Raw genomic sequence first — 878 nt, 5'->3', positions numbered from 1 at the left:
CAGGCGCACGCCGGTGTATTCGGCGTCGACCCCGCCGGCCAACTCACCGGGTGCGGTAGGCAGGTCGAAGGGTGAGCGGAACGCCAACGCCATAGCGGCGATGAAAAACAACACAAAGCCCAGCGGTTGGTAAACTATGTTCCATAAACCGGCCTGAGACTCGACGATGGCACTGTTTAGCAGGGACTCAGCGCGCATGGCGGTCGCCGTAATGGGCATGACGATAAGCATGGAGTAGGCGATAAGCTGGCCGAGAAAGCGCCAGCCACCGACCATCGCGTAGGCGCCATTCGGGCCCCAACCCGCCATAATCAGCGATACCAACACATAGGCAAGCACCGCGTTGAGAAACAAGGCGCCGGTGGCCAGATCAGCGATGACCAGATCCGGCGCCAGCGGAAGCACGGCAGCACCGAGCACCGCTACCACCAGCAACAACACTGGCGCGGTCTCGAAAAACAACCGGTCGGGTTTGCGCGCCAGGATGGACTCCCGGCCCAGGTGCGACAGGCCCGCCAGCAGCGGCGCAACCGGTCGCAGGCGGCCGGTCGTGAGCCAGGCCTCAATCACAGCCAGTAACCAAGCGCCAACCAGCAAGGTGAGCAACACTAAGGCGACAGTCATGAGGTCACCTCCCAGGGCGAGAGATCCAGTGACCCGACCGCCACCAGGGCATCGCCCAGCTCCTGGCCCTCGACCAAATCGGCGACCAAGCCGATATGTTGGCTGCAGGCGCTATCCAGCTCGACCGATACCACCTGCCCTCGCTCCTGCGTTAGTCGCAATGTGGCGCGGCCACGCGGCGTTTCCACGGTCGCCTCTCCCGTTCCGGAAGGGTTGTCGATGGCGCGCAGCTTGGGGAGCTCAGGGTCTCCGGC

2 protein-coding genes are annotated in these 878 nt (G+C 63.9%); both read right to left on the bottom strand.

Annotated features, from left to right (window positions below; genetic code table 11):
• A partial coding sequence (locus B3187_RS04380; RefSeq protein WP_286804753.1) for an NADH-quinone oxidoreductase subunit H occupies positions 1-624 on the bottom strand: 624 nt, incomplete at its 3' end.
• A partial coding sequence (locus B3187_RS04375; protein WP_286804752.1) for a hypothetical protein occupies positions 621-878 on the bottom strand: 258 nt, incomplete at its 5' end. The genes B3187_RS04380 and B3187_RS04375, both read right to left, overlap by 4 nt.

This window comes from Marinimicrobium sp. UBA4209 (assembly GCF_002381585.1).
Classification (GTDB): domain Bacteria; phylum Pseudomonadota; class Gammaproteobacteria; order Pseudomonadales; family Cellvibrionaceae; genus Marinimicrobium; species Marinimicrobium koreense.
This window is presented reverse-complemented; position numbering and strand designations above follow the sequence as displayed.